General features: G+C 74.1%; 14 protein-coding genes. 6 read left to right on the top strand and 8 right to left on the bottom strand.

Features of this window, described 5'->3' with window-relative positions:
* The 4 genes from IE329_RS23880 to IE329_RS23895 all read left to right on the top strand — a co-directional run bounded on the left by IE329_RS23880 (position 1) and on the right by IE329_RS23895 (position 6182).
* Positions 1-4737, top strand: coding sequence for a putative T7SS-secreted protein (locus IE329_RS23880; protein ID WP_190213012.1), 4737 nt, complete (start codon positions 1-3; stop codon positions 4735-4737).
* 73 nt (positions 4738-4810) lie between these two features.
* Positions 4811-5101: a CPCC family cysteine-rich protein gene (locus IE329_RS23885; protein WP_190213013.1), complete on the top strand. Its 291-nt coding sequence runs from the start codon at positions 4811-4813 to the stop codon at positions 5099-5101.
* A gap of 165 nt (positions 5102-5266) precedes the next feature.
* Positions 5267-5767 carry a hypothetical protein gene (locus IE329_RS23890; RefSeq protein WP_190213014.1) on the top strand — a complete coding sequence of 167 codons (501 nt, stop codon included), beginning with the start codon at positions 5267-5269 and terminating at the stop codon, positions 5765-5767.
* Complete coding sequence (locus IE329_RS23895) at positions 5754-6182, top strand: Imm50 family immunity protein (RefSeq protein WP_190213015.1); 429 nt, start codon at positions 5754-5756, stop codon at positions 6180-6182. The genes IE329_RS23890 and IE329_RS23895 overlap by 14 nt, the downstream gene beginning before the upstream one ends.
* Positions 6183-6308: 126 nt before the next feature.
* On the opposite strand, the gene IE329_RS23900 is transcribed toward IE329_RS23895, so the two are convergent.
* The 4 genes from IE329_RS23900 to nsdA all read right to left on the bottom strand — a co-directional run bounded on the left by IE329_RS23900 (position 6309) and on the right by nsdA (position 12453).
* Complete coding sequence (locus IE329_RS23900; protein ID WP_190213016.1) at positions 6309-8765, bottom strand: [protein-PII] uridylyltransferase; 2457 nt, start codon at positions 8763-8765, stop codon at positions 6309-6311.
* 106 nt (positions 8766-8871) lie between these two features.
* Positions 8872-9210: a P-II family nitrogen regulator gene (locus IE329_RS23905; RefSeq protein ID WP_073925993.1), complete on the bottom strand. Its 339-nt coding sequence runs from the start codon at positions 9208-9210 to the stop codon at positions 8872-8874.
* On the bottom strand, positions 9210-10538 hold the full coding sequence (locus tag IE329_RS23910) for an ammonium transporter (protein WP_190213017.1): 1329 nt from the start codon (positions 10536-10538) through the stop codon (positions 9210-9212). The genes IE329_RS23905 and IE329_RS23910 overlap by 1 nt, the downstream gene beginning before the upstream one ends.
* A gap of 427 nt (positions 10539-10965) precedes the next feature.
* Positions 10966-12453 carry a transcriptional repressor NsdA gene (nsdA, locus tag IE329_RS23915; protein ID WP_373311270.1) on the bottom strand — a complete coding sequence of 496 codons (1488 nt, stop codon included), beginning with the start codon at positions 12451-12453 and terminating at the stop codon, positions 10966-10968.
* Positions 12454-13130: 677 nt separating this feature from the next.
* Here nsdA and IE329_RS23920 point away from each other — a divergent pair.
* Positions 13131-13784, top strand: coding sequence for a bifunctional DNA primase/polymerase (locus IE329_RS23920; RefSeq protein WP_190213019.1), 654 nt, complete (start codon positions 13131-13133; stop codon positions 13782-13784).
* Positions 13785-13989: 205 nt separating this feature from the next.
* Here IE329_RS23920 and ftsY read toward each other — a convergent pair whose 3' ends face one another.
* The 4 genes from ftsY to IE329_RS23940 form a co-directional block, all read right to left on the bottom strand.
* Complete coding sequence (gene ftsY, locus IE329_RS23925; protein WP_190213020.1) at positions 13990-15186, bottom strand: signal recognition particle-docking protein FtsY; 1197 nt, start codon at positions 15184-15186, stop codon at positions 13990-13992.
* 254 nt (positions 15187-15440) lie between these two features.
* The gene (smc, locus tag IE329_RS23930) at positions 15441-19115 is read right to left on the bottom strand and encodes a chromosome segregation protein SMC (protein ID WP_190213021.1); all 3675 of its coding nucleotides are present in this window, start codon (positions 19113-19115) and stop codon (positions 15441-15443) included.
* A gap of 215 nt (positions 19116-19330) precedes the next feature.
* Complete coding sequence (locus IE329_RS23935; protein WP_073925999.1) at positions 19331-19534, bottom strand: hypothetical protein; 204 nt, start codon at positions 19532-19534, stop codon at positions 19331-19333.
* 470 nt (positions 19535-20004) lie between these two features.
* Positions 20005-20298 (bottom strand): acylphosphatase, encoded by a 294-nt coding sequence (locus IE329_RS23940; RefSeq protein WP_190213022.1) that lies wholly within the window; start codon positions 20296-20298, stop codon positions 20005-20007.
* A gap of 150 nt (positions 20299-20448) precedes the next feature.
* On the opposite strand from IE329_RS23940, the gene IE329_RS23945 reads away from it, so the two are divergent.
* Entirely contained in the window at positions 20449-21336 is an 888-nt protein-coding gene (locus IE329_RS23945; protein WP_190213023.1) for a CAP domain-containing protein, read from the top strand.
* The last annotated feature ends 15 nt before the right edge of the window (positions 21337-21351 follow it).

The raw sequence follows: 21351 nt of genomic DNA on the forward strand, positions 1-21351 counted from the left end.
ATGGGGTTCGGGGATTTCGTCGACGGCGTCGGGGACGCCTTCGAGGACGGCATCGACTCGGTGAGGAGCACCGTCGGCTCGGCCGTCGACGGCGGGGCGCACCTGCTGGGCGACGGGCTGGACGCGGTCGGGCTGCACGGCGCCGCCCACGCGGTCGACTCCTTCGGCGATTCGGTGGCCGACTCGCTGGGTGCCCAGGTCGGGGAGTACCAGCTGGGCGAGTCCGACGACCCCAAGGACCTGGTGCACGGGGACGTCAAGGGCATCGGCGAGTCGGTCGGGCACCTGCGCATGTTCCACGCCGCGTTCGAGGAGACCGGCCAGGGCCTGTCCCGGCTCGACGCCGAGCACTGGAAGGGCGCGGCCGGCGACGCCTTCCGGGCGAAGTTCGCCCCGCAGCCGAAGCTCTGGCTGACCGCTGCGGACGCGTGCCGGACGGCCGCGGAGGCCATGGATACCTTCGCCGGCACCGTCACCTGGGCGCAGGAGCAGGCCAAGCAGGCCATCGACGCCTACAAGGCCGCGAAGAAGGCCTCCGAACAGGCCCGCGACTCCTACAACGCCGACGTCGACCGCTACAACCAGGCCGCCAAGGACTGGAACAAGGCCTCCCAGGACGGCAGGGACCCGGGCCCGCGGCCCACGGATCCGGGCGAGTTCCGGGACCCGGGCACGGCGGGCCTCAAGCAGGCCCAGGAGCAGCTGCGCGCGGCCCGGCAGCAGCGGGACGCCGCCGCGGACACCGCCAGGGCGGCCGTCGACGCCGCCACGGCCACCGCTCCGGCCGAGCCGAGCTTCACGTCCAGGATGGGCAGCGACCTGTCCGACACCTTCCAGGGCGCCATGGTCGGACAGCTCCACCTGGCCGGCGGCCTGGTGAAGGGCGGAGCGGACATCCTCAAGTTCGGCCGCGGGCTGAACCCGATGGACCCGTACAACCTGACCCACCCGGCCCAGTACGCCGATCACGTCTCCACCACCGCCGCCGGGCTGCTGCACGCCTCCAACCATCCGATGGAGCTGCTCTCGGCCGTGGTGGGCTCCGGCTGGAGCTCCGACCCCTTCGAGGCCTTCGGGAAGCTGACCACCAACGTCGCCTTCGGCGTGGCCACCGGCGGCGCCGGGGAGGCGGGCGCGGTCGCGGAGGACGTCGCGCTCAACGCGACCAAGAACGCCGGTGAGAACGCGGCCAGGGAGGCCGGCGAGAACGCCGCGAAGAACGCCGGTGAGAACGCCGCCCGCAAGGACGCCGCCCAGGCTGCCAGGGACGCGGCGGAGAACCCGTCGAAGGAGGCCAGGAAGCCGAACGAGGTCGAGGGCTGCGGCGACCCGGTCGACGTGGCGACCGGGCACATGTTCCTGCGGCAGACCGACCTGGGACTGCCCGGCTCACTCCCCCTCTTCTTCGAGCGCTCGCACACCTCCGCCTACCGGTCGGGCCTGTGGATGGGCCCGACCTGGGCCTGCACGGTGGACGAGCGGCTGGTCGTCGACGCCGAGGGCGTGCTGCTGCTCCGCGCGGACGGCGGCATGCTGGTCTACCCGCACCCTGTGCCCGGCGTCGCCACCCTGCCGGTCTCCGGCAGCTCGCGCTGGCCGCTCGTCCTGGACGCCCGGGGCGGGTACAGCGCCACCGACCCGCTGTCCGGGCTGACCCGTACCTACCTCCCGGAGCCCGACGACCCCGGCACGGCACTGCTCAGCGAGATCCGCGACCGGGCCGGCCGGTGGATCGCCCTCGACCACGACGACGCCGGGGCCCCGGTGTCGATCCGTCACCACGGCGGCTACCACGTGAAGCTCACCGTGGAGGGCGGCCGGATCACCGCCCTGCACCTGGCCGGGGCCGGGCCCGGCGGCGGCGACGCCGAGATCGTCCGGTACGGCTACACCGACGGCCACCTGACCCACGTCACCAACTCCTCCGGCCTGCCGCAGCGCTTCGACTACGACGCCGCGGGCCGGATGACCGCCTGGACCGACCGCAACGGCTCCCGCTACGCCTACGCGTACGACCACCTCGACCGCTGCACCGACCAGGGCGGCGTCGCGGGGCACCTGCGGTACCACTACGACTACGACCAGCGCGATCCCGGCAGCGGGCACCGGATCACGGCCGCCACCGACTCGCTCGGCCACACCACGCGCTACCTCGTCGACGGCGAGGGCCGGATCGCCGCCGAGACCGACCCGCTGGGCGCCACCACGCAGTACACCTACGACCGCCACGGCCGGCGGTTGTCGGTCACCGACCCGCTGGGCGGATGCTTCGCCTTCGCCTACGACGAGGCGGGCAACGTCACCGCCGTCACCAGGCCCGACGGCGCCCAGAGCCTGGCCAGGTACAGCGACCTCAACCGGCCGCTGGTGGTGGCCGAGCCCGACGGGTCGACCTGGCGGCAGACGTACGACCAGGCCGGCAACCGCACGGCGCGCACCGATCCGTCCGGTGCCGTGACCCGCTTCGACCACGACGACGCGGGGCACGTGTCACGGGTCGTCGACGCCCTCGGCAACGCCACCCAGGTGCTCTGCGACCCGGCCGGACGGGTGGTCGGGACGGTGAACCCGCTCGGCGGGCGCACCACGTACCGGCGCGACGCCTTCGGCCGCCCCGTCGCGGTCACCGACGCGCTCGGCGGCACCACCCGGTACACCTGGTCGGTGGAGGGCCTGCTCACCTCCCGCACGACGCCGGACGGCGCCGTCGAGCGCTGGACCTACGACGGGGAGGGCAACAACCTCACCCACACCGACCAGGTCGGCGGTGTGACGGTGATGGAGTACACGCACTTCGACCTGCTCGCCGCGCGGACCGGGCCGGACGGCACCCGTCACGCCTTCACCCACGACACCGAGCTGCGGCTCGTCCGGGTGACCAACCCGGACGGGCTGGAGTGGAGCTACCGGTACGACCCGGCCGGCCGGGTGACCGGCGAGACCGACTTCAACGGACGCGACCTCAGCTACGCGCACGACGCGGCCGGGCGGCTGGCCGCCCGCACCAACGGGCTGGGGCAGACCATCGGCTACGGCTACGACGCCCTCGGCAACCTCAGTTCCAAGGACGTCGCGGGCGAGTCCACCGTGTACGCGTACGACCAGGTCGGCCGCCTGGTCTCCGCGACCGGTCCGGACGTGCGCCTCCGGCGCCGGTACGACCTCCTCGGCCGGGTGACCGAGGAGACGGTCGACGGGCGCACCCTCAGCACCGGGTACGACGCGGCGGGCCGGCGCGTCCGGCGGCTGACCCCGTCCGGCGCCGAGAGCCGCTGGACGTACGACGCGGACGGCAATCCGACCGCGCTCACCACCTCGGAACACACCTTGGCCTTCGAGCGCGACGTGCTCGGCCGGGAGACCGCCCGCCGGTTCGCCGCCGACGTCGCCCTCACCTCCACCTGGGACGAGGTGCACCGTCTCAGCAGCCAGACGCTGACCGGCTCGGCCGTCCGCCCGCTGCAGAGCCGCGCATACACCTACCGCGCCGACGGCGCCCTGGTCGGCATCGCCGACCAGCAGTCCGGCGCCCGTTCCTTCGACCTCGACGCGGCCGGCCGGGTGACCGCCGTGCACGCCGCCGACTGGACCGAGCGGTACGCCTACGACCGGTCCGGGAACCTCACCGACGCGGCCTGGCCCGCGGGCCGGGACGACAGTGCCCTCGGCGCCCGCAGCTACCGGGGCACCCTGATCCGCTCGGCCGGCAGGCTCGCGTACGACCACGACGCCCAGGGGCGGGTCACGGTGCGCCGGCAGACCACGCTCTCCGGCCGGAGCAACGTGTGGCACTACAGCTGGGACGCCGAGGACCGGCTGACCGGCGTCACGACTCCCGACGGCAGTCGCTGGCGCTACCGGTACGACCCCTTCGGCCGCCGCGTCTCGAAGGAGCGCCTCGGCGGGGACGGCGCGACGGCGACGGAGCGGACGGAGTTCACCTGGGACGGCACCACGCTCGTGGAGCAGACCGCCCACGGCCCTGCCCTGCCCGGTGCCTACACCCTCACCTGGGACCACGACGGGTCGCGTCCCGTCGCCCAGACCGAACTGATGGCCGCCGCGGACGAGGCCCGGCAGGCGGACACCGACCGCCGGTTCTTCGCCATCGTCACCGACCTGATCGGCACCCCCACCCACCTCCTCAACCCCGACGGTTCGACCGCCTGGCAGGCCCGGACCAGCATCTGGGGCGCGACGACCTGGTTGAGCGCCGGCAGCACCAGTACACCGCTGCGGTTCCCCGGCCAGTACTACGACCCCGAAACCCGGCTGCACTACAACCTCAACCGCTACTACGACCCGTCGACGGCCCGTTACGCCACCCTCGACCCCCTGGGCCTGTCCCCGGCGCCGAACCCCAACGGGTACGTCCCCAACCCGCTGACCTGGTTCGACCCGCTCGGTCTCACGCCGTGCGAGTGGTCGAGCCCGGCGAGCATGGAGGAGCACTACGGGCGGCACGGCCGGGACCTGGGGTACTACACGAAGGAGGACTACGCCCAGGGCGCCAAGGACCTGATGCAGGATCCGAAGGGCGCCGGCGTGCGCGAGAAGGTCAGCCTGCTGGAGGGGAAGGTCTACCGATGGGACCCGACGACCAACGAGTTCGCCGTGAAGGACCTCAAGACCAACAAGATCATCACCTACTTCGACAGCTCGATCGACCGCTCCGGGAAGTCCTCCGACGCCTGGGCCAGGAAATACTGGAACGACCAGAAGGGCGTCGAGGACTAGGACGGGCCCTGGGCCGTCCGGGCCCCCGAAGCCGTGCAGTGAAGACCGACCGACTCGACCGAACAGGCGCCAGATGACATCCCCGACCTCCAGCACCGACCCGTCCGGCCGGCAGGGCTACAGCTGCCCGAGCTGCGGATACCTGACGCTCCGCGCTCGCGCGATGTACGAGATCTGCCAGGTGTGCGGATGGGAGGACACCGGACAGGGCGACGAGGACGCGGACGAGTACCGCGGCGGCCCCAATCGCGTCACCCTCACGGAGGCGCGCGAGAACTTCCGGGCGATCGGCGCGTCCGAGGAACGGCTGCTGGGCCAGGTCCGACCGCCGAAGGACTCCGAGATCCCCGACCACGGGCGGTGACCGCCGCCCGGCGCTGGCCGCGGCCCGGCACCGCCGGGCCGGGGCCGGACCAGGCCGGTGGCGGACCGGGCCGGTGGCGGACAGAGGCCGCCCCCGTCCCCCCGTCCCCCCGATGCGGACCCGCGCCACGAGAAGGCCGCCTCGCGGTGAAGGAGCGCCCTCACCATGACCACGCACTGGGCCGACACCCTCCGCAACCCGGAGAAGCTGCTGGAGCTCTACCGCACGCCGCCGCGGGGCGACGTGCTGCGGATCCATTCGCTGCACCTCAACCGGCGGGGGCCGGCCCTGACGCTGCGGGCGAGCCTCCCGCAGCAGGCCGGCCTGCTGCGGGAGGACCGGACCGAACCGGGGTGCGACACCGTCGAGTTCCACCTCCAGTTCCTGGACGTCGCGGACGTCCGGGTCACCGGTGGCCGGCTGCCGGCCGACGCGGCGGTCGCGATCACGGAACTCCGGGAGAGCCGGATCGCGGTCCGGATCGACGGCGGGCGGACGGACATCGCCTTCACCGGCAACCGCGCCGTCTCCGTCGGGCGGCTGAGCACCCGGGCGGCCACGCCCGACGGGTCCTCCCCGGTCCACCACTACACCGGCCGGGTCGACGCGCTGCGGTACTCCGCACCGCCCGCGACCTGGGAGGAGAACTACTATGCGCGGGTCTGACCGGGCGCAGGTGCCGGCGGCTCCGGACGACCTCGCCGGGCTCCTCGACGGGCTCCACGCCGGGCTCCTGAGCGGGCTGCCGGCCTTCGAGGACCTCGACCTCTTCCATCTGCTGGTCGACGAACGCGGGGATTCGGTCACCCTCGGGTTCGAACACGCGGGACTGCCGCCGGCTCCGCCCCGGGACCGGGTGGACAGGGGCCTGAACGCGGTGGAGTTCTTCCTCGTGCTCTCCGGCCTGACCCGGCTGCAGATCGACGGGTGGGACTACCGGGGGCCTGCCGAGTACACCCTCTCCCGCACCCGCTCCGGGCACGCCCTGCTCTCGATGCGGGGTCCTGGCTCGAACGTCGAGATCGAGTTCGCCGCCGCGCGCGTCGAGGGCCTGCGGGCCTTCCGCTCCGCACCCGGGTAACCCGGACCGGCGGTCGGCAGCCGAACCGGGCCGGGCCAAGTCAGGCCGGGGCCGAGTCGGGCCAGGGCCGGGCGTCCGGGCGTCCGGGCGTCCGGGCCGGACGTCCCGGGGCGCCCCGGCCCCCGGTCACCCCAGTGCCGACTGGACCGCCGCCGCCACCTCCGTCGCACGCTGCGCCGACAGCGGCCGGCCGGCCGGGTCGGTGACGTAGAAAGCGTCCACCGCGTCGGCGCCGAGGGTGGAGATGTGCGCCGTGCGGACCCGCACCCCGGCCTCGTCCAGCGCGCGGCCGATCCGGTGCAGCAGGCCGGGGGCGTCGTGCGCGCGGACCTCCAGGACGGTGGCGGTGGCCGAGGCGGCGCCGGGGGCGACCGAGACCACCGGCGGCGGGGTGCTGATGCCGCGCCGGCGGGGGGCGGCGGCATCGCGTTCGGCGAGCTTGCGGGCGACGTCCAGCGAGCCCTCCAGGGCACGCCGCAGGTCGGCCCGGAGCCGGGCGGCCTCGGGCAGCTCGCCGTACTCGGCGGTGACCGTCCAGGAGATCAGCAGGACGGCCCCGACCCCGATCGGGTCGAGTTCGCGCAGGCTCGCCGCCCGGACGGTGAGCCGGTGCAGGGCCAGGACGCCGGCCACCGTGCCCAGCAGGCCGGGGCGGTCCGGGATGGCCAGGGTGAGCTCCACGCCCATCGGCTCGGTGGCGAAGGAGTCCTGGTTGCTCTGGGCGTGCAGGGACAGCGCGGGGCCGCCGGTGCGGGCCGCCTCCACGGCGAGGCGCTCCTCCTCGGCGGTCGGCTCGACGTCGGCGGGGAAGGGATAGCCGCCGGCGAGCTGGGCGGCCGCCCGGCCGACCAGGCCGTCGACCAGCGAGGCCCGCCAGCTGCTCCAGGCGGCCGGGCCGGTCGCGGTGGCGTCCGCCTCGGTCAGCGCGTGCAGCAGCTCCAGGTGCGGCAGGGTGCCGACCACCTTGGTGATCAGGTCGACGGTGGCCGGGTCGTCCGGGTCACGCCGGGTCGCGGTGTCGACCAGCGTGAGGTGGTGGCGCACCAGCACCGCGAGGGTCTCGGTGTCGGCCGTGTCGAAGCCCATCCGGACGGCCACGTCGCGGACGATCACCTCGCCGGCCTCCGAGTGGTCCCCGGGCCAGCCCTTGCCGAGGTCGTGCAGCAGTGCGGCGACCAGCAGCAGGTCGGGGCGGGCCACCCGGCGGGTCATCGCGGCGGCCTTCACCGCCGTCTCGACCAGGTGCCGGTCGACCGTCCAGCGGTGCACGGCGTTGCGCTGCGGGCGGCAGCGGACCCGCTCCCAGTCCGGCAGCAGCCGGGTGATCAGGCCCTCGGCCTCCAGCGCCTCCCAGACCGGGATGCAGGCCTCGCCGGCGCCCAGCAGGGTGATGAGCTGCTCGCGGGCCTCGTCCGGCCAGGGCACCGGCAGCGGCCGGGTCTCGGCGGCCAGCCGCCGCACGGTCGCGTAGGAGATGGTCAGGCCGGCCTGGGCCGCCGCGGCGGCGGCGCGCAGCGGCAGCACCGGGTCGGTGGCGGGGCGGGCGCCCTGGGCGAGGACGGCCTCGCCGTCCTGCTCGACCACGCCCTCGGCGAGCGGTCTGCGGTCCACCGCGCCGCGGGCCACCGCGCCGGACCCGCGGCCGGTCCCGGTGAACGGGAAGGACAGGCGGGAGGAGCGCCGGCCCCGCGAGGAGCGGGCCGCGAGCACCCGGTCGACGGCCCGCCAGGTGACGTCGCCGGCGTAGGTGATGGTGCGGGCGGCTTCGTAGACCTGGCGCAGCAGGGTGTCCGCGTCGAGCACCCCGAGGGTCGCGGCGACCTGGTCCTGGTCCTGGAGGCTGAGCCGTTCGGTGGCCCGGCCGGTGGTCAGGTGCAGCGCGTCCCGGACGTCGCTGAGACGGCGGGACGCGGCCTCCAGGCCGTCGCGGGGGGCGTCGGCGAGCCAGGAGGCGGCGATCGCATTGAGCGCGACGACGTCGCGCAGGCCGCCCCTGGCCTCCTTGAGGTCGGGCTCCAGCAGGAAGGAGAGTTCGCCGTGCCGTTCGGCCCGCTCGGCGCCGAGTTCCTGCAGCTCCGGAAGGCGGGTGGAGGCGGTGGCGCGCCAGTCGGAGAGGACGGCGGAGCGCAGCGAGGCGGTCAGGGCGGCGTCGCCGGCGATGTGCCGGGCGTCCAGCAGGCCGAGCTGGGCCTTGAGGTCCTCGGCGGCGACGGTACGGGCCTCGGCGAGGGTGCGGACGGAGTGGTCCAGGGAGGCGCCGGAGTCCCAGACCGGGTACCAGATGCGCTCGGGCAGGGCGCTGTCCACCGGGCCGTCGTGCAGCAGCAGGAGGTCGAGGTCGCTGCGCGGCGAGAGTTCGCCGCGCCCGTAGCCGCCGACGGCGACCAGTGCGACGCCCGACGGGGCGCCGGCCGCGGCGAACAGGCCGGCCAGCCAGCGGTCGGTGAGCCCGGCGAGGGCGGCCCGGCGCCGGCTGCCCGCGACGGCGGGGTCGGCGAGCAGCCGGCTACGGGCGTCGGCGTAGGCGACGGGCCCGTCCGGTCCGGCGGCGGGCGAGGAGGGAGAGCTGGCTTCGCTGGTCATTTCGGGATCCCCATCCGTCGTCCGGCGGTGCTCGGTCCTGATATGCCGTCAGCGGACCTGCGGCCGGTAGCCGGCCGCAGGTCCGCGTGAGTGATCGATGTGAATGTTAGAGGGCGTCGGGCCCGCGCTCCCCGGTGCGGACCCGGACGGCGGTCTCGACGGGGACGCTCCAGACCTTGCCGTCGCCGATCTTTCCGGTCCTGGCGGCCTTCACCAGGACGTCGATCAGCTGCTCCGCGTCGTCGTCCTCGACGAGGACCTCGATGCGGACCTTCGGCACCAGGTCGACGGTGTACTCGGCGCCCCGGTAGACCTCGGTGTGGCCGCGCTGGCGGCCGTAGCCACTGGCCTCGGTGACGGTCAGACCGTGCACCCCGAAGGCCTGCAGTGCGGCCTTCACGTCGTCCAGCCGGTGCGGCTTGATGATCGCGGTGATGAGCTTCATCAGGCGCCAACCTCGGTCTTCTCGGCGGTCTTCTCGGTCTTCCCGGCGGGGGCCGGGGTGGCGCGGGACAGGCTGGCGCCCATCGCGCTGAAGTCGTACGCGGACTCGGCGTGCTCGGCCTGGTCGATGCCGGCCACCTCGACGTCCTCGGTGACCCGGAAGCCGATGGTCTTGTGGATCGCCTGGCCGAGCAGCCAGGAGACCACGAAGGAGTAGACGGCGACCGCTGCCACGCCCATCGCCTGCTTGCCGAGCTGGTCGAAGCCGCCGCCGTAGAACAGGCCCTTGGCGGTCTGGCCGACGGTGCCGGTGGCGAACAGGCCGACCAGGAGGGAGCCGATGGCGCCACCGATGGCGTGCACGCCGACCACGTCGAGCGAGTCGTCGAAGCCGAAGCGGTACTTCAGGCTGATCGCGGCGGCACAGGCGGCGCCGGCGATCAGGCCGATGGCGATCGAGCCGAGCGGGCTGACCGAGCCGCAGGCCGGGGTGATGGCGACCAGGCCGGCGACCGCGCCGGAGGCCGCGCCGAGGGTGGTGAAGGCGCCGTGCTTGAGCTTCTCGTAGACCAGCCAGCCGAGCACCGCGGCGGCGGTGGCGATCTGGGTGTTGATCAGGGCCATCGAGGCGACGCCGTTGGCGGCCAGCGCGGAGCCGGCGTTGAAGCCGAACCAGCCGAACCACAGCAGGCCGGAGCCGAGCATCACCAGCGGCAGGCTGTGCGGGCGCATCGGGTCACGCTTGAAGCCGACCCGCTTGCCGAGCACCAGGCAGAGCGCGAGGCCCGCGACACCGGCGTTGATGTGCACCGCGGTACCGCCGGCGAAGTCGATCACGCCGTTGCGGTCGCCGAGCCAGCCGCCGTTGCCCTTGTCGAAGAAGAAGACCCAGTGCGCGACGGGGAAGTAGACCACCGTCACCCAGAGGGCGATGAACAGTGCCCAGGCGCCGAACTTGGCCCGGTCCGCGATCGCGCCGCTGATCAGCGCGGGGGTGATGATCGCGAACATCAGCTGGAACACCGCGAAGGTGGTGACCGGGATGGTGCCGGTCAGGTCGTTCAGGCCGATGCCCTGCATCCCCAGGAAGTCCAGGTTGCCGATCAGGCCCGCCCCCGCGTCCGGGCCGAAGCTCAGGCTGTAGCCGTAGAGCACCCAGAGCACGGTGACGATCGCCAGCGAGATGAAGCTCATGACCAGCATGTTGAGCGTGCTCTTGACCCTGACCATGCCTCCGTAGAAGAAGGCCAGGCCCGGGGTCATCAACATGACCAGGGCCGCACTGATGAGCACAAAGGCGGTATCGCCTGCGCTGAAGCCGTCCGGCATCGGCGTCTCCTCGTAAATGAATGCCGCTCCACCCGCGGGATACCTGTCCCGTGCCACCCGGGGTGTCGGCGATGAAGAGGAGAGTGTCGAAGTACGGTTTCGGCCGATGCGGCTCGGTGTTTCGCACCCGTGACGACGTGAACGCGCGGGTTACACCGACGTGAACTACGGCCGTGCCATGACAGAAGATGGGCTACCGTACGGCCGCACAGCACCGGACGTGCCCAGGCGATCACCGACCGTGGGGATCCGGGCCCCCGGGGCCGGCCGGGCGGCCCGCCGGACGGGTCCCGGTGGCCGGAACTCTACGGTCGCCGCGCCGCAGCCGTGCCCGAACGGCCCCGGCCCGCCCGCCCGGACGGGGGCGGGCGGGCCGGGGCCGGCCACCGGGACGGGCACGGCGGGCCGAGGGGCGGTCCGGGGCGGGTCAGACGGCCGAGGCGAACTCCGGGATCTCCTGCACCACGCGGTCCGCCAGCCGGCTGACCCCGGGCACGCCCTTGAAGTTGCGGTTGGCGGCCTCCGAGGTCTTGCGGACCCGGGTGTTGAGCCGCTCCGAGCGCACCTTGGTGGCGATGTCCACCGCCTGCTCCGCCATCACGGCGGCCTGCTCGGGCTCGTTCTGCAGCAGGTGGACGCTGGCCATGCCGACCAGGTTGAAGGCGTACGAGCGGACGTGGTCGTCGTCCTGGCGGAACAGGTCGACCGCCCGCTCCATCACCGGCGCGGCCATCGAGGCGTACAGGTCGCTGCGGCTGGAGTGGTAGGCGAGGTCGCGGTAGGAGTGCGCGTTCTCGGCGTTGAGCTCGGCGGCCGAGAAGAACTTCAGCCAGTCCGGGTCGTTGTCGCCCTCGCGGATGTCGGTGAAGGTGTCCTCCGCCAGCCGGACGGCCCGGGCGCAGCGGTTGACCTCGCCGATCGTCGAGTAGGCGCGCGCCTCCATCGCGTACAGCAGGGACTGCTGCTTGGGGGTGGCGGTGTCACGGCTGCCGTACTGGGCGAGGTGGATCAGCTCCAGGGCGTCCTCGCCGCGGTTCAGGTGGATCATCTGCCGGCTCATGTCGGTGAGGATCAGCGCGCCGAACGGGCGGTCGCCGGCCTCCTTGGCGGCGTGCAGCGCGAGCACGTAGTACTTCTGCGCGCTGGGGTGCATGCCGACGTCGTAGGACATCCAGCCGGCGAGGTGGGCGAGTTCGGCGGTGAGCCGGAACAGCCGCCGGGTGGTCTGCTCGGGGTAGCTCTCCTGCAGCAGGTCGGTGACCTCGTGCAGCTGGCCGACCACCGCCTTGCGGCGCAGGCCGCCGCCGTTCTGGGCGTCCCACTGGCGGAACGTCACCGTGGTCTGCTCCAGCAGTTCCAGCTCGGGCTCGGACAGCCGGCCGCTGAACGGCTCGCCGCCGTTGGCGGCGGCCAGGATCGGGGTCGGGGCGCCGCCGGGGCCGGGGGTGAGCCAGCGCTGCATCGGCTCGATCAGCGCCGCACCGGCCGTCAGGGCGAGCGAAGTGCCCAGGAATCCGCGCCGGTTGAGCATCAGGTCGCTGCGCGAGTACTCGCTGATCAACTGGACGGTCTGCGGGGCGCTCCAGGGCAGGTCGACGCCGCCGCCCACGGTGGAGACCGGGACGATCGCGCGCAGGCCGAGGTCCTCGATCGAGACCACCGAGCCGAAGCGCTCGGAGAACAGCTCGGACATGATCTTCGGGATGGGTTCGCGGGGTTGTTCACCGTCGAGCCAGCGACGCACCCGTGAGGTGTCGGTGGAGACGTGGTGCGCGCCGATCTGGCGTGCCCGGCGGTTGACCTGCCGGGCCAACTCGCCCTTGGACCAGCCGCTCCGGCCGAACCACGAGGCCAGCTTCTCGTTGGGTTGCTTCTCTGCCATGGGAACGTCCCCATCCCGCCCGGCCCCGCCCACGGGGCCCCGCTCGTGATGCCCGACGGTCGCGGGCGATTCCTAGACGTGCCGTACCTGTCCGTACCGCCGAGGTGCTCGCTCGTACCGCTGTTTCGCGCACCGGATGCTGTCTCATCCGGGTGCGGTCCTCCTGTGCGCCGCCGGGCCGGTCCGGTGTCCTGCCCGTGCGTCATCCTGCGTCGTCGTACTGGTGTTCAAGCACCTCGCACCGGCTGCCGGAGTCCCAACTCCCGCCCCCGGAAGGGCCGGAGCGGACACTCCGCCGTGCTCGGCGAGCTGAACGTAACGCTCTTTCGACCATCCGGGGGAGCATCGCCGGGGAAACGCCACCTTTCGCCACCCCCACGGGTGAACTATGCGCAGTCCGCACACGCTTCACTGGTACTCCGGCCCGCCCGGCATATGCGGGCCGCCAAGTCACCCGAGATATCCCGATCAGCACGGCAATCACCAGCAGCCCCAGGTGAGTTTGCCACCCCGGTCGCACCGGGGGCGCGCTCGCACCCGACGATCCGGCATCCGCGGCGGCCGCCGCAAGGCGACTCCGCGATCGCGCCGCACGAACGGGCGCACGCCGTAAGCCGCGCGCCGCCCCCGCACCACTCGCACCACATCGGACGATCCACCCGACGTCACGATCCCGTAACCACCGGCAACGAGAACCTGTTGGGGGAGGCATGGACAACCTGTTCGGCGATCTTCGACTGGGACACCTGCGGCTCGCACCACGCGGCACCCGGCGCCGCACCCGCGCCACCGCGTTCCAGGCGGCGGCGTTCCAGGCGGCGGCGGAGTACACCGGACGCTGGGGCTGGGCGGTCGCCGCCGGCGCCCCGGCCACCCCGGACGGGCCGCACCGGGGCGCACCGCACCAGGACGGGCCGACGGCCGACGGGCGCCCCGGCCCCGCGAGCGCCGTCCTCCTCCCCACCGGGCGGGCCTTCGACGTGCTGGACGTGCCCGAGCAGGCGGGGCTGCAGGCGCTGGTCCGGCTGGAGCGGATGGGCACCCAGGTCGGCCCGGTGCTGGCCCCGCCGACCGGCCGCCTGCAGTTCCTGGTCGCGGCCGGCGCCGCCCGCCGGCTGCCCGACCTGCTGTACCGGATGGGCTGGGACGACGCCGCGCTCGACCTGGCCTGCCACGGCGAGGGCGGCCACGTCGCCGCGCCGCCGACCGTCCTCGACGGCCTCGGCCCGGTCCGCTGGCTCCGCCGCCCCACCCGGGACAACGCGGGCTGTCCGCCGGAGGCCCGCCTGCTGCTCGGCACGCTCGCGTACGCCTGCCACCGCAGCCGCGAGCGCAGCTCCGAGCCCGCCTGGCTCGCCTCCTGACCGTCCCCGGACCGGCCCGGCCGGACCGCCGGGCCAGACCGCCGGGCCACGCGACCGGCCGGCGTGGCCCCGGCCGCTCCCGCGACACCCCGGGTACGACGAAGGGCCGCTCCCCCGGTCTCCCGGGAAAGCGGCCCCTGCCGCGAGGCTCCGGCCCGCCCGGCCGGCCATGGCGTCGGTCGGGTCGGTCGCCGATCAGGTCGGGTCAGTCACCGATCAGGGCGTCGACGAACGCGGCCGGCTCGAAGGGCGCCAGGTCGTCCGCGCCCTCGCCGAGCCCGATCAGCTTGACCGGGACGCCCAGCTCGCGCTGGACCGCGATCACGATGCCGCCCTTGGCGGTACCGTCCAGCTTGGTCAGCACGATGCCGGTGATGTCGACCACCTCGGCGAAGACCCGGGCCTGCACCAGGCCGTTCTGGCCGGTGGTGGCGTCCAGCACGAGCAGCACCTCGTCGACCGGGCCGTGCTTCTCGACGACCCGCTTGACCTTGCCCAGCTCGTCCATCAGGCCGGTCTTGGTGTGCAGCCGCCCGGCGGTGTCCACCAGGACGGTGTCGGCGCCCTCGGCGATGCCCTCCTTGACGGCGTCGAACGCGACCGAGGCCGGGTCGCCGCCCTCGGGCCCGCGGACGGTCCGGGCGCCGACCCGCTCGCCCCAGGTCTGCAGCTGGTCGGCGGCGGCGGCGCGGAAGGTGTCGGCCGCACCGAGCACGACCTTGCGGCCGTCGGCCACCAGGACCCGGCCGAGCTTGCCCGAGGTGGTGGTCTTGCCGACCCCGTTGACGCCGACCACCAGCACGACGGCCGGCCGGCCGTCCTCGTGCCGGGCGGTGTGCAGCGTGCGGTCGGTGTCCTCGCCGATCAGCTGGACCAGCTCCTCCTGGAGCAGGCCGCGCAGCTCGGCGGGCGTGCGGGTGCCGAGCACCTTGACCCGGGTGCGCAGCCGGTCGACCAGCTCCTGGGTGGGCTTCACACCGACATCGGCGACCAGCAGGGTCTCCTCGATCTCCTCCCAGGTGTCCTCGTCCAGCCGCTCCCGGGAGAGCAGCGTGAGCAGGCCCTTCCCGAGCGAGTTCTGCGAGCGGGAGAGCCGCGAGCGCAGCCGGACCAGGCGGCCGGCGGTCGGCTCGGGGACTTCGAGGGCCGGCAGCTCCTCGATCTCGGCGACCGGCGGGAGCTCCACCTCCTCGACGGTCTGGACCGGGGCCTCGACCGGTGGCGCCGCCTCGTCCCCCACCTGGGGTTCGGGCGCGGGCTCGGCCGGGGCCTTCGGCGCCGTGATGACCGGTGCCGTCGCCTTCGGCGGCAGCTCCTTGCGTCGCCTCCCGCTGACGACGAGGCCCGCGATCGCGCCGATGACGGCCACCGCGATGACCACGGCAAGGATCACGAATTCCACATCTAACTCCTTCGCTGGGTGCCCGTCCGTGAGGCCGGGAGTGCTGGTGATCCTTCGCCCGGCGGGCCGGAGCGCCGCCGCTTCACTGCTTGACCACCGCCCCTCGGCGGCGGTCGTGGCCGGCCGGCCCGACGTCGTCGGTCGGCTGAGTGCGCAGCCCCCCTCGCGGGCGAGGGGGAGGAGTCACAACCCTCCCAGTATCCGCGACGGGCCCTCGGAAGCGGCACATGCCCGGCCCCGGGGGCCCGGCCGTCTCAGGAGTCCCCGCCCGCCGCCGGGGCCGGCCGCCCCGGCGCGGCGCTCCCCCGCCCGGCGGACTCTCCCCCGGCCCCGCGGCCGGGCGCCGGGACCGCCCGCAGGCGCTGGCTGATCACCTGCGAGATGCCGTCCCCCTTCATGGTCACGCCGTAGAGCGCGTCGGCGGACTCCATGGTGAGCTTCTGGTGGGTGATCACGATGAGCTGGGAGCTCTCCCGCAGCTCCTCCATGATCGCGATCAGCCGCCGCAGGTTGGTCTCGTCGAGCGCCGCCTCGACCTCGTCCATCACGTAGAACGGGCTGGGTCGCGCCTTGAAGATCGAGACCAGCAGGGCCACCGCCGTCAGGGACCGCTCGCCGCCGGAGAGCAGCGACAGCCGCTTGACCTTCTTCCCCGGCGGGCGGGCCTCCACCTCGACGCCGGTGGTCAGCATGTTGTCGGGGTCGGTCAGCACCAGCCGCCCCTCCCCACCGGGGAAGAGCCGGGAGAAGACGCCCTCGAACTGCGCCGCCGTGTCGTGGTAGGCGGCCGTGAACAGCTGCTCGACCCTGGTGTCCACGTCCTTGACGATCTCCAGCAGGTCGCGCCGGCTGCGCTTGAGGTCGTCCAGCTGCTCGCCGAGGAACTGGTGGCGTTCCTCCAGGGCCGCGAACTCCTCCAGCGCCAGCGGGTTGACCTTGCCCAGCTGCTGGTACGCCCGCTCGGCGGCCCGCAGCCGCTTCTCCTGCTCGGCCCGGACGTACGGCCGGGGCTCCCCCGGCTCCTGGCCCTCCTCGGGGACCCCGGGCGGTACCGGTACGCCCGGCCCGTAGCCGGCCAGCAGTTCCCCGGACCCGATGCCGAACTCGTCCAGGGCCTTGGCCTCCAGCTGCTCGATCCGCAGCCGCTTCTCGGCCCGGAGCACCTCGTCCCGGTGGCCGGCGTCGACCAGCTTGTCGAGTTCGGCCTTGAGCTCCCGGCCGTGCTCGCGGCCGGCCCGCAGTTCGCCCTCCCGGGCGGCGCGCGCCTGCTCGGCCTCGTCACGTTCGGCGGCGGCCCTGGCCAGCGAGATCTCCAGGCAGGCGAGCAGCTGCCGGGTGCCGGCCGCGACCGCGCCGGCCACCGCGGACTCGTGCCGGGCCCGCTCCCGCCGGGCCGCGGCCCTGGCCCGGGCCTCCCGCTCGGCGCGGGCGGAGCGGTCCAGCTGGTCGGCCCGGCCGGTCAGGGCCCGGACGCGCTCCTCGTGGGTGCGGACCGAGAGCCGGGTCTCCAGTTCGGTCTGCCGGGCCCGGACGGCGGCCTCGGCGAGCCGGTCCTGCTCGGTGCTGTCGGGCTCCTGGTCGTCCGCGCCGGCCGACTCCTCGGCCGTGGCCAGCCGGCCGGCCAGCTCCTCGGCGGCCGCGGTGGCCTGCTCCAGGCCCTCCTCGGCGCGGGCGGCCGCGGCGGCCAGCCGTTCGGCCTCGCCGGCGGCGGCCTTGGCCTGTCCGCCGAGCCGGCCGAGGGCCCCGGCCACCTGGGCCCGTTCCTGCTGCGCCCGCCGTGCGCGGAGCGCCAGCTGCTCCGTCTCCGCGGCCGCGTCGGCCCGCCGGGTGGTCAGGTCGGCGAGCCGCTCGCCCAGCCGACCGCACCGGACGGAGAGTTCCTCGATCGCCCGGTCGGCCTCGTCGACGGCCGCCCGGGTCTCCAGCAGGCTGGGCGCCCCGGCCGCGCCGCCCTGGGCGAAGCCGGCCCCGAGCTGGTCGCCGTCGAGCGTGAAGGCCGTCAACTCCGGATGTTCCCGGACGAGTTCCCGGGCCTGGTCGAGGCCGGTGACCACCACGGCGGTGGCCAGCAGCCGCCGGACGGCCGGCTGCAGGCCGGGCGGCGCCGCCACCAGGTCGGCCGCCCGGCGGGCGCCGGCCGGCAGTCCGCCGGGCCGCTCCCCGGCCTCGGCCTGGTCCGACGGCCCGCCCGGCGTGGGGAGGCCGGGCCGGCCGGCGATCAGCAGGGCGGCCCGGCCCGCGTCCTCGGCGCGCAGCAGGTCCAGGGCCCGGACCGCCGCCTCCACGCCGTCCACGGCGATCGCGTCCGCCGCGGCGCCGAGAGCGGCCGCGACCGCCACCTCGTAGCCCGGTTCGGGCTTCAGCAGCGCCGCCGCCTGGCCGAGCACGCCGGCCGCCTCCCCGCCGGCGGCGAGCAGGGCGCCGCTGCCGTCCTTGCGTCGCAGGCCGAGGGCCAGCGCGTCCCGGCGGGCGGTCGTCGCGGCCCGCTCGCGGTCGGCGGCGCCCGCCGCGTCCCGGGCGTCGGCGAGTTCGCGGTCGATCGCGGCGAGCCCGGTCCGGGCCTCCTGCTGGGCCTCCTCCAGGTCCTCGTCGCCCCGGGCGAGTTCGTCGACGTGTTCCTGGAGCCCGTGGAACTCCTGGTCGGCGGCCTCGGCCCGGACCAGGGCCTCGTCCCTGGCCAGGGCGAGCCGTCCGATCTCGGCCTCCGCGCCGGCCGCCCTGGAGCGGGCCGCGGCGGCCTGCCCCTGCAACCGGGCGAGGCCCTCCCGCCGGTCCGCGACGGCGCGCGCGGCCGCCTTCAGCCGGCGCTCCTCCTCGCCGAGTTCGCGTTCGACGGCGGCGCGGGTCTCGACCGCCTCGGCGAGCGCGTAGCGGGCCTCCTCCAGAGCCTCGGCGAGCGCGGCCTCCTCCTCCCGGACGCGCTCGGCCTCGCGTTCCAGCTCCTCGGGGTCGCGGCCGCGCCGCTCCTCGGCCTGTCCGCCCGCCTCCGCGTGCCGGGCCCTGGCCTCGGCCAGGCCGATGGTGCCCCGGGCCCGTTCGGTCAGCGCGGACAGCTGGTACCAGGTCTGCCGGGCGGCCTCCAAGCGGGGCCCCAACTGTTCGACCTGGGCCTCCAGGACGGCCTCGCGCTGCTGGGCGCGGGCGAGTTCCTGCTCCACGGTGGAGCGCCGCAGCCGCAGCGCGAGTTCGTCCGCGATCTCGGCCTCGACGGCGTGCCGCAGGCCGGTCAGGTCGTCCGCGAGCAGCCGCAGCCGGGCGTCGCGCAGGTCGGCCTGGATGCCGGCCGCCCGGCGGGCGATCTTCGCCTGGCGTCCCAGCGGGCCCAGCTGGCGGCGCAGTTCGCCGACCAGGTCCTGGACGCGGTTCAGGTTGACCTGCATCGCGTCCAGTTTGCGCAGCGCCTTCTCCTTGCGCTTGCGGTGCTTGAGGACGCCGGCGGCCTCCTCGATGAAGGCCCGGCGGCCGGTCGGGTCGGCCTGCAGGACGGAGTCCAGCCGGCCCTGCCCGACGATGACGTGCATCTCGCGGCCGATGCCGGAGTCGGAGAGGAGTTCCTGGATGTCGAGCAGCCGGCAGGTGTCCCCGTTGAGCGCGTACTCGCTGCCGCCGTTGCGGAACATCGTCCGGGTGATCGTCACCTCGGCGTAGTCGATGGGCAGGGCGCCGTCGGTGTTGTCGATGGTGAGGCTGACCTCGGCCCGGCCGAGCGGACTGCGCCCGCTCGTCCCGGCGAAGATGACGTCCTCCATCTTCCCGCCGCGCAGCGATTTGGCACCCTGCTCGCCCATCACCCAGGACAGCGCGTCCACCACGTTGGACTTGCCGGAGCCGTTCGGCCCGACCACGCAGGTGATCCCCGGTTCGAAGCGGAGGGTGGTGGCGGAGGCGAAGGACTTGAAACCGCGCAGGGTCAGACTCTTCAGGTGCACGCGCCGGCTCTCCTCCGCACTCGCCAGACCCCCCGGCCTGCGACTGTATCCGGCCGTGGTGCGGGGAGGGTTTCAGGCATGCGGAGGAGGGCAAGATGGTCGGCAAAGGGTGTCGAGGACGACGAAGGGACGCCGGTCAGGGCGTCCCTTGCAAGCTGCGTCCCTTACGGGAGCTCAGTGCACAACAGCGTCGATCGACGAGGGTACGGCGATGATCAGGTGAGTGCCGGCTCGCGCTGATCCAGATCGATGCTGCTGAGCAGCGAGTGCTCGTCCGCGACAGCGATGAGAGCGTCGTTCTCGGCCTGCATCCGAATGAGCTCGGACTCCAGGTCCTGGACGCGCTGCTGAAGCCGTCGCATCTCGGAGAGCATTCGCGGGTCGGGGCCGCCGACGTACCCGAGAAGCGCCTTTGCCATGATGAGTGGTCCTCCACGCTGAGTGACCGAACCTGTGCGGTATGGGTCTAGGGGGAAGGGAAGACGCACGCGCGTCGCGCCACCGGCAGTGCTGGCTGGGCACTACGGAACAACCACTGTGAGCTGGGCTCACAGGGGCATGCGCCTACCGGGAAAACGCGGTCGTGTGCGCGGGCTTCCAGCGTCTCACCAAAGACGGAACGGGTCAACACGATCACCGCAAGCGACGACGGCCCTGTCACCTGCACGGCGGAACTGTCACGCCGGGCGGCCCTGCGGGCGGTCTCGGGCGGACCCACCGGCGTCCGGTGGATCACTGCTCGATGCGGAGTCAACCACGAGTCTGCCCAGATGGCAACCGCACGACACCGGCAGTTGCCGAAGCCCCCGCAACTTCGGCCTCCGGCCTGGTGAGGGCGTGCTCCGGACGGGTGACCGGAGTGATCGGTACGATCACCGGACCGGTGGGATCAGCGGATCGCGAAGCCCTCGTAGCCCTCGCCGGTGGCGGTCCAGATCTCGGTGACCCCGGTGACCGTGCCGGGCGTGTCCGGTCCGCGCAGCAGTGCGAGGAGCTGCTCGCAGTCGGCCGGCAGCCCCTCGGCCACCACCTGCACCCGGCCGTCGCCGAGATTGCTCGCGTAGCCGGTCAGACCGATCTCCAGCGCCCGGGCGCGCGTCCACCAGCGGAAGCCGACCTGCTGCACCCGGCCCCGTACCCAGACGGTGGCCCGTACGGGCTCGTTGCTGTCACGACCATGCATGACGGCGAGCCTATCCGGAGCGCCGGGTCACCGCCCCGGGCGGTTTCACCCCTCCCACACCTCTCCTTCTCCGCCCTTCCTCTCCCGTCACAGCCGCCATGCCCTAGAGTCCTCACCGATCGCTCACAGTTTCGGGAGGGGTTCAGCGCGATGGCACGACACGCACGCGGCGCGCGACCGGCCGAGGACGAGCAGCCCGCCGGACGGGCGGGCCGGCGCCAGGCCCGGGCGGCCGCGCAGCAGAAGCGCCGGCGCCGCACAGGCGGACTGCTGGCGATCTGCGCCACGGCCCTCGCGGCCGGCGCGGGCGGTGTGGTGAGTGGCGTCCTGCCCGCCCCGGACGCCGCGGTGGTGGCCGGTGACGCGCCCCTGGAGGCGCTCTCCCCCGACGGCACCGGTACGCCCGGCGCCTCCTCCCCCGACGCCTCCCCGAACGGCGCCACGGCCGCCGGGACGCCGTCCCCGAGCGCCGGCGTGACCCGGGCGGACGCCTCCCCGGCCGCCGACCGCGGAGAGGCCCGCTCACCGCTCGCCTCGCCGACCGCGACCGCCCCCGGCGCGACCGCGGCGCCGAGCAGCCCGGCCACCACCGCGCCCGCGCCCAGGCCGAGCCCCACCGCCACGGCCAAGCCGACCGCCACCGCGAGCCCGAGCACCAAGGCGGCCAACCCGGCCGCCGCCGTGCTCGCCCTGGTGAACGACCAGCGCAAGGCGGCCGGCTGCGCGCCGGTGACCGCGGACGCGCGCCTGGACGCGCTCGCCACGGCCTTCAGCGACGACATGGCCGCGCGCGGGTTCTTCGACCACACCGACCCGGACGGCCACACTCCCTGGGACCGCGCCAAGGCCGCCGGCATCAGCAACCTCGGGGGCGAGAACATCGCCCGCGGCCAGGCCACCGCCGAGGCCGTGATGACCGCCTGGATGAACAGCCCGGGCCACCGCGCCAACATCCTGAACTGCCAGTTCACCAAGCTCGGCGTGGGTGTCCACACCGGCTCCGGCGGCCCCTGGTGGACCCAGGACTTCGGCTTCTGAGCCGGCCGGCCGGTC

The sequence above is a fragment of the Kitasatospora indigofera genome, from assembly GCF_014655955.1.
Lineage (GTDB): Bacteria > Actinomycetota > Actinomycetes > Streptomycetales > Streptomycetaceae > Kitasatospora > Kitasatospora indigofera.